The sequence below is a fragment of the Bradyrhizobium sp. SHOUNA76 genome (assembly GCF_023006445.1).
In the GTDB taxonomy this organism is placed as follows: Bacteria; Pseudomonadota; Alphaproteobacteria; order Rhizobiales; family Xanthobacteraceae; genus Bradyrhizobium.
On record NZ_JALBHA010000357.1, the window covers coordinates 1 to 6910 of the forward strand.

Genomic DNA, 6910 nt, shown 5'->3' on the forward strand with positions numbered 1-6910 from the left:
CCGAGGTCGGCAAGCAGGCCGCGCTGATGGCGCCGACCGAGATCCTGGCGCGCCAGCACATCAAGACCATCGCCCCGCTCGCCGAGCGTGCCGGCATGCGGGTCGCGATCCTCACCGGGCGAGAAAAAGGCAAGGAGCGGCGGGAGCTGTTGGCGCAGCTTGCAGCCGACGAAATCGATCTCCTCGTCGGCACCCACGCGCTGATTCAGGACGACGTGATCTTCCATGATCTCGCGCTCGCCATCGTCGACGAGCAGCACCGTTTCGGCGTGCGCGAGCGCCTCGCGCTCACGTCCAAGGGCGAAGCCGTCGACGTGCTGGTGCTGAGCGCAACGCCGATCCCGCGCACGCTGGTGCTGACCTATTTCGGCGACATGGACATCTCCGAGCTGCGCGAGAAGCCGGCCGGCCGCCAACCCATCGACACCCGCGCGGTGCCGATGAGCCGGATCAGCGAGGTCATGGAGGGCGTCGGCCGAGCGCTCGAGTCTGGCAAGCTGGTGTACTGGATTTGCCCGCTGGTCGAGGAATCCGAGGCGGAGGGCACCGAGCATCTTACCAACGCGACCAAGCGCTTCGAAAGCCTGCAAAAGCGCTTCGGCGAGCGTGTCGGCCTCGTCCACGGCCAGATGAAGGGCACGGAAAAGGACCGCGTGATGGCGCAGTTCGCCGCGCACGAGATCGGGCTGCTGGTCGCGACCACCGTGGTCGAGGTCGGCGTCGACGTTCCGGCCGCCACCATCATGGTGATCGAGAACGCCGAACGCTTTGGACTTGCGCAACTGCACCAGCTGCGAGGGCGCATCGGGCGCGGCTCGGAAGCCTCAACCTGCCTGCTACTCTACTCGGAGCCGCTCGGCGAGATGTCGAAGGCGCGGCTGAAGGTGATCCGCGAGACCACCGACGGTTTTCGCATTGCCGAGGAAGATCTGAAGCTGCGCGGCGAAGGCGACGTGTTAGGGGTGCGCCAGAGCGGCCTGCCCGGCTACCGCATCGCGCGCCCGGAGGTGCATGGCCAGCTGATCGCCCAGGCGAGAGACGAGGCGCTGCGCATCTTGAAGGACGATCCGAAGCTCAAGGGCGAGCGCGGCGAGGCGCTGCGGTGCCTGCTATATCTCTACGAGCGCGATGAAGCGATCCCGCTGATCGGGGCGGGTTAGCTGCAGCGCCGCTGCCGCAAGGTGGTGACTGGCGTAAGAGCGTCGGGCCCTCCCCGTCATTGCGAGCGCAGCGAAGCAATCCAGAATCTTTTCACGGAGGCACGCTGGATGACTTCGCTGCGCTCGCAATGACGATGTGGGTGCAGACTAGCCCAGCGGGCCAAAGGGTGCGTCTCGGTCTTCGACCAAAGCGTCATCTTTCGCCGCGGCCAACTTCATGCGACCCTCCCGCCATGCGCCGGATCATACGACGCGGCCCGATCTGCCCGAAGCTGCCGCGAACGGTTCGACTGGAAATTGATGAAAGAGGCGTGGCGCTATGACACGGAGCGCGTGCCGGTCATCGAGGCCGAGCGCATCCAATATGGCCCCGATGTCCCCGTCGTGCGCTTGCGACGCGATCGGGACATCCAGGGCTTTCTGGACTTGGTTTCAGTGAACGGCGAGTGAGCCCATACGGAATCAGGCCTTCTTCTGCGCGATGCGCGCAGCAAACGCCTTCATCAGTTCCGCATCCACCGCGTCGCCCTGCGCATCCTCGGCCAGATGCTCGAACCACTTCGCAAAGCCCTCATAGATCTGGCTGGCCGGATGATCGGGGCCAAGGAAGCCGGAAATCTCGCGCATCTCCGCAACCCAGCGATAGGCTTTGGGAAGCATGTCCGGCAGCGCCACTTCGAGCCGCGCCAGAATTGCGGGCTGGCTCAGTGCGAGCTCGTCGCGCAGCGCATCCGCCGCGCCCGCTTTCGTGGCCGCAACCACCATGGCCGAGCCGATGCCGGCAAGGCCCTTGACGATGCCGGCATAGGACATCTTGAGCGCAGAGGCCGCGCCGACCGGGCCCGCGACGATGCGCACGTCGAGGCCGAAATCCTTCAGAACCGCCGCGTCCCTGGCATAGTCGCCGGACATGTAGAGGGCCGGGCTCTTGCCGCCGGGCTGCGGCGGGAAGCCGATGATGCCGCCATCCACGAACGGCGCCTGTGCCGAGCCGATGATCTCCTCGATCCGTTGTACGGTATCGACGTTGACCGCGTTGCAGTCGACCACGAGCGGCTTCTTCTCACGCCTGACGATCAGCGCGGCCAGCCGTTCCGCCAGCGCCACCGCCTCGCCCGGCGGCACGATCGACAGAATGATATCGGCATCGGCGATCGCATCGTCCTCGGCGCCGATCATGCCGGCGTCCGCGGCCCGTTTCAGCGTCGCCTCACTCCGTCCCTTGAGCGAGGTCAGCACGCGCGCGCCATGTTCGCGGAGGCGGCGGGCGATGGCGCTGCCCATGGCACCGGGGGCGAGGATCGCAATGGTTTTGGACATCGTGCACTCCAGGTCGAATTCCGAGCGAGGCGCTCAGTTCAACCGGGAGATTAGCAGAGGACGAAAGTGCTTGCGTGAATGCGGCCATCCGAAACGGGAATGGCCCTACTCCACCTTCGCAGGCTGGGGCTTGAGCGCCGACGCATTGGCGATGCGTGCGGCATTCGCCACGCCGGCAAGCGCCGCGGCCTTCTTCGGATCGGGCGCCGAGCCCGGCTGCACCACGCCGGCCGACATGATCAGCGTCGCCGCGTCTTCGGTGCTCATGTCGACTTCGACGATCTTGCTCTTGGGCACGTAGAAGAAGAACCCGGTGGTCGGGTTCGGCGAGCACGGCAGGAACACGGAGACATGCTCCTCCTGCCCCGGCAGGCTGCGCGCGACCTCTTCATTCGGCGATTGCGAGATCAGCACGATCGACCACATGCCCGGCGAGGGAAACTCGACCAGGCCGACTTTGCGGAAGCTCGAGCCCTTGCCCGAGAACAGCGTCTCGAACACCTGCTTCAAGCCGCGATAGATGGCGCGCACCGCCGGGATCCGGCCGAGGAGCGTTTCGCCGACATCGACCAGCGTCCGGCCGATCAGATTGGCCGCGAGGAAGCCGACCAGCGTCAGTGTGAAGAAGGCGACAACCAGTCCCCAGCCGGGAATGACGTACGGCAGATAGGTTTCCGGCCGATAGGCGAGCGGCACGAACGGCCGCACCACGCCATCGACCCAGGTGACGAACCACCAGACCAGGTACAGCGTGATCGCGATCGGCCCTGTGACGATGAGGCCGGTCAGAAAGTAATTGCGGAAGCGGCCCATCAGGCCGGTATGCGGTTCCGGGAGGGGATCAAGAGGCGCAGGCGCGTCGTCGCGGGGGGTCATTCGGGTTCCAAGTCGGTCGCAGCACACAAGCTAGGGTCTTCTAGCAGGTTTTGGAAGGCCGCGACCGGTTGATATCCCCTCTGCCTATTCCACGGTCACCGATTTCGCGAGATTGCGCGGCTGATCGACGTCGGTGCCCATGACGACAGCCGTGTGATAGGCGAGCAGCTGCACCGGGACAGCATAGACCATCGGCGTAAAGGCCGCCGCCATGTCGGGCATGACGATGGTGACGAGGGACTCGACCGTCGCCTCTTCCGCGCCCTTCGCGTCCGTCATCAGGATGATGTTGCCGCCGCGGGCGGCGACCTCCTGCATGTTGGAGACCGTCTTCTCGAACACCCGGTCGTGAGGCGCGATGACGACGACCGGCATGGTCTCGTCGATCAGCGCGATCGGCCCGTGCTTGAGCTCACCGGCGGCATAGCCCTCGGCGTGGATATAGGAGATCTCCTTCAGCTTCAGCGCGCCTTCGAGCGCGAGCGGGAAGCTGGTACCGCGGCCGAGATAGAGCACGTCGCGGGACTTGGCGATCCGGTGCGCGAGCTTTTCGATCTGCGGCTCAGTGGTGAGCGCATCCGCCATCAGGCGCGGGATCTCGACCAGGCCGTGAACCAGCTTGGTCTCGTCCTCGTCGGACAATTCGCCTCTGGCCTTGCCGGCCGCGATCGCAAGATTTGCCAGCACCATGAGCTGGCAGGTGAAGGCCTTGGTCGAGGCGACGCCGATCTCGGGCCCGGCGAGCGTTGGCAGCACGGTCTCGCTCTCGCGCGCGATCGTCGAGGTCGGCACGTTGACGATGGCCACCGTATGCACGCCCTGATCCTTGGCGTAGCGCAGCGCCGCCAGCGTGTCGGCGGTCTCGCCCGATTGCGAGATGAAGATCGCCAGATCGCCCTTGCGCAAGGGCGCCTCGCGATAGCGGAATTCGGAGGCGACATCGACCTCGACCGGCACGCGCGCGAAACGCTCGAACCAGTATTTTGCGACGAAGCCGGCGTAGCTCGCGGTGCCGCACGCGGTGATGTTGATGCGCTGGATATTTCTGAAGTCGAACGGCAGCTTGACCGGCAGCGAGACGCGCTCGGTCGCCATGTCGACATAGCGCGCCAGGGTGTGGCCGACCACTTCCGGCTGCTCGTGGATCTCCTTGGCCATGAAGTGGCGGTAATTGGCCTTGTCGACCAGCGAGGTCGAGGCGGCGTGCCTGATCTTGTCGCGCTGGACGGCGTGGCCGTCCTTGTCGAAGATCGTTGCGCTCTTGCGCGTCAGCACGACCCAGTCGCCGTCCTCGAGATAGCTGATCGTGTCGGTGAACGGGCCGAGCGCGATGGCATCCGAGCCGAGATACATCTCGCCGTCGCCATAGCCGATCGCGAGCGGCGGGCCGTTGCGGGCGCCGATCAGCAGATCGTCGTCACCGGCGAAGATGAAGCCGAGCGCGAAGGCGCCGCGCAAGCGCCCCAGCGCCAGCTTGACGGCTTCGACCGGCTTGTTGCCGCGCGTGAGCAAATCGTCGACGAGATGAAGCACGATCTCGGTGTCGGTCTCGGTGTGGAACACCGCGCCCTTCTTCTCGAGCTCCTCGCGCAGCTCACGGAAGTTCTCGATAATGCCGTTGTGGACCACGGCGACGCGCTCGGTCGCATGCGGATGGGCGTTGTTGACGGTCGGCTTGCCGTGGGTCGCCCAGCGGGTGTGGCCGATGCCGGTCGTGCCCTTGAGCGGCTCGGCTTCCAGCCGCTTCTCCAGATTCTTCAGCTTGCCTTCGGCGCGACGGCGCTCGATGTGCTTGCCTTCGAGCGTGGCGACGCCCGCCGAGTCGTAGCCGCGATATTCAAGACGTTTGAGCGAATCCACCAGCTGCTCTGCAACCGGTTCGCGCCCGAGAATGCCGACAATCCCGCACATGCGGATCACTATCCCCCAAATCGTCGAAAAATCGCCTAAACGACGCGCTCGGTTTTTAGCGAAGTTCCTAGGGAACCATATACTCAATAATTATTGCGGATTGAGACAGGATGGACCGCAACCTGAGCTTCGCCTGCGTCGAATTGGCCGGCGTTAAACCGCGCGCGTTAACTTGTTGTCAATATGTTTGGCCAACGATTCCGCGCCAGGAGAGTATGGCCATGAAAGGCTCGTCCGACCGTAAAGGTCTATCGCCGATGTACCTGCGCGCCAGCGAGACCACGGGCACGCATTTGGCACATTGGCCGCCGCCCCAGCGCGGCAAGGAAAGCAAGCCACTCTTCGTCAAGCACTCCGAAGGCGAGCCGGCCAAGCGCGCCAAGCCACGCGGCTGGCGTCTGACCCGCGCGATCTTCTCGGAATTCGCCGACGACGAGTAGCCACGTAAGAAACCCTCATGGTGAGGAGCGCGAAGCGCGTCTCGAACCATGAAGGCCCGCATCTCGCCTGCGGCCATCCTTCGAGACGCCCGCTTCCAGCGGGCCCTCAGGATCAGGGCGGAGGATGCTGCGACACAATAGAAATAGAGCTCACTTCTCCGGCTTCTTCCCGCCCGTCTTCATCTCGCGATAGCGCGCAGCGCCGCCTTCCCTGATGGTCTGCTGGTTGCGCTCGAGCGCCATGGCATCGTCAGGCACGTCACGGGTGATCACCGAGCCGGAGCCGATATAGGCGCCGTTGCCTATTCTGACCGGTGCGACGAGCGAGGAATTGGTGCCGACGAAGGCGCCCTGCCCGATCACCGTCTTGTGCTTTTTGAAGCCGTCGTAGTTGCAGGTGATGGTCCCGGCGCCGATGTTGGAGTTGGCGCCGACGGTGGCATCGCCGATGTAGGAGAGATGATTGACCTTGACGCCGGCCTCCAGCGTCGCCGCCTTGGTCTCCACGAAATTGCCGATGCGCGCGCCGTCGCCGAGCGAGGTGCCGGGCCGCAGCCGCGCATACGGACCGATCGAAACGTTCTTGCCGAGCGTCGTCTGCACGATATGCGAGAAGGAATGGATCACCGTGCCGTCGGCGATCGACACGCCGGGGCCGATCACCACGAACGGCTCGATGGTCACGTCCTTGCCGAAGACGGTATCGGCGGCGAGATAAACGGTTTCAGGCGCGATCAGCGTGACGCCGGCCTCCATCGCCGCTTTCCGCAAGCGCGCCTGCATGACGGCTTCTGCCTCGGCGAGCTGTGCCTTGGTGTTGATGCCGCGCACCTCGTCCTCGCTGGTCTCGATCACCACGGACTCCCATCCCTGCTTGCGGACGGATTCGACCGCGTCCGTCAGATAATACTCGCCCTTGGAATTGGCATTGCCGATTTGCCCGAGGATTTGAAGCGCGCGGCGGCCGTCGATCGCCATCACGCCGGCATTGCACAAATCGATCCTGCGCTCCGCTTCGCTGGCATCAGCCTGCTCGCGGATCGCGACCAGGCGTGCGCCCTCGACGATGAAGCGGCCATAGCCGGTGGGATCGGCGGCGCGGAAGCCGAGCGCGGCAATCGCAGCGCCCCTGGCGAGCGGCGCGCGCAGCCGAGCGAATGTCTCGGCGGAGATCAGCGGCGTGTCGCCGAAGGCAATCAGGAG

The 6910-nt window shown here is 65.0% G+C and carries 7 protein-coding genes; 3 read left to right on the plus strand and 4 right to left on the minus strand.

Features of this window, described 5'->3' with window-relative positions; genetic code table 11:
* Together MOV74_RS27305 and MOV74_RS27310 are read left to right on the plus strand one after the other, a co-directional pair.
* Positions 1–1160: ATP-dependent DNA helicase RecG (locus MOV74_RS27305; protein WP_246929666.1), on the plus strand; the 1160-nt coding region annotated here is incomplete at its 5' end.
* Positions 1161–1460: 300 nt separating this feature from the next.
* A complete protein-coding gene (locus MOV74_RS27310; RefSeq protein ID WP_246929667.1) occupies positions 1461–1610 on the plus strand; it encodes a hypothetical protein in 150 nt (49 codons plus the stop codon).
* A 12-nt stretch (positions 1611–1622) separates the two neighbouring features.
* Here MOV74_RS27310 and MOV74_RS27315 read toward each other — a convergent pair whose 3' ends face one another.
* From MOV74_RS27315 to glmS, 3 genes are all read right to left on the minus strand, one after another.
* Positions 1623–2480: an NAD(P)-dependent oxidoreductase gene (locus MOV74_RS27315; RefSeq protein ID WP_246929669.1), complete on the minus strand. Its 858-nt coding sequence runs from the start codon at positions 2478–2480 to the stop codon at positions 1623–1625.
* A gap of 105 nt (positions 2481–2585) precedes the next feature.
* Positions 2586–3356 carry a DUF502 domain-containing protein gene (locus tag MOV74_RS27320; protein WP_246929670.1) on the minus strand — a complete coding sequence of 257 codons (771 nt, stop codon included), beginning with the start codon at positions 3354–3356 and terminating at the stop codon, positions 2586–2588.
* 84 nt (positions 3357–3440) lie between these two features.
* Positions 3441–5267 carry a glutamine--fructose-6-phosphate transaminase (isomerizing) gene (gene glmS, locus MOV74_RS27325; RefSeq protein ID WP_246929671.1) on the minus strand — a complete coding sequence of 609 codons (1827 nt, stop codon included), beginning with the start codon at positions 5265–5267 and terminating at the stop codon, positions 3441–3443.
* Positions 5268–5488: 221 nt separating this feature from the next.
* Between glmS and MOV74_RS27330 the strand changes: the two genes are divergently transcribed.
* Complete coding sequence (locus MOV74_RS27330; RefSeq protein ID WP_246929673.1) at positions 5489–5707, plus strand: hypothetical protein; 219 nt, start codon at positions 5489–5491, stop codon at positions 5705–5707.
* A gap of 150 nt (positions 5708–5857) precedes the next feature.
* Here the strand turns inward: MOV74_RS27330 and glmU are convergent.
* A partial coding sequence (glmU, locus tag MOV74_RS27335; RefSeq protein ID WP_246929672.1) for a bifunctional UDP-N-acetylglucosamine diphosphorylase/glucosamine-1-phosphate N-acetyltransferase GlmU occupies positions 5858–6910 on the minus strand: 1053 nt, incomplete at its 5' end.

Bases quoted from the DNA above. Each gene is read 5' to 3' on its own strand.
- MOV74_RS27310 (WP_246929667.1), top strand. From the start codon at position 1,461: ATGAAAGAGGCGTGGCGCTATGACACGGAGCGCGTGCCGGTCATCGAG.
- MOV74_RS27315 (WP_246929669.1), bottom strand. From the start codon at position 2,480: ATGTCCAAAACCATTGCGATCCTCGCCCCCGGTGCCATGGGCAGCGCC.
- glmS (WP_246929671.1), bottom strand. From the start codon at position 5,267: ATGTGCGGGATTGTCGGCATTCTCGGGCGCGAACCGGTTGCAGAGCAG.
- MOV74_RS27330 (WP_246929673.1), top strand. From the start codon at position 5,489: ATGAAAGGCTCGTCCGACCGTAAAGGTCTATCGCCGATGTACCTGCGC.
- MOV74_RS27320 (WP_246929670.1), bottom strand. From the start codon at position 3,356: ATGACCCCCCGCGACGACGCGCCTGCGCCTCTTGATCCCCTCCCGGAA.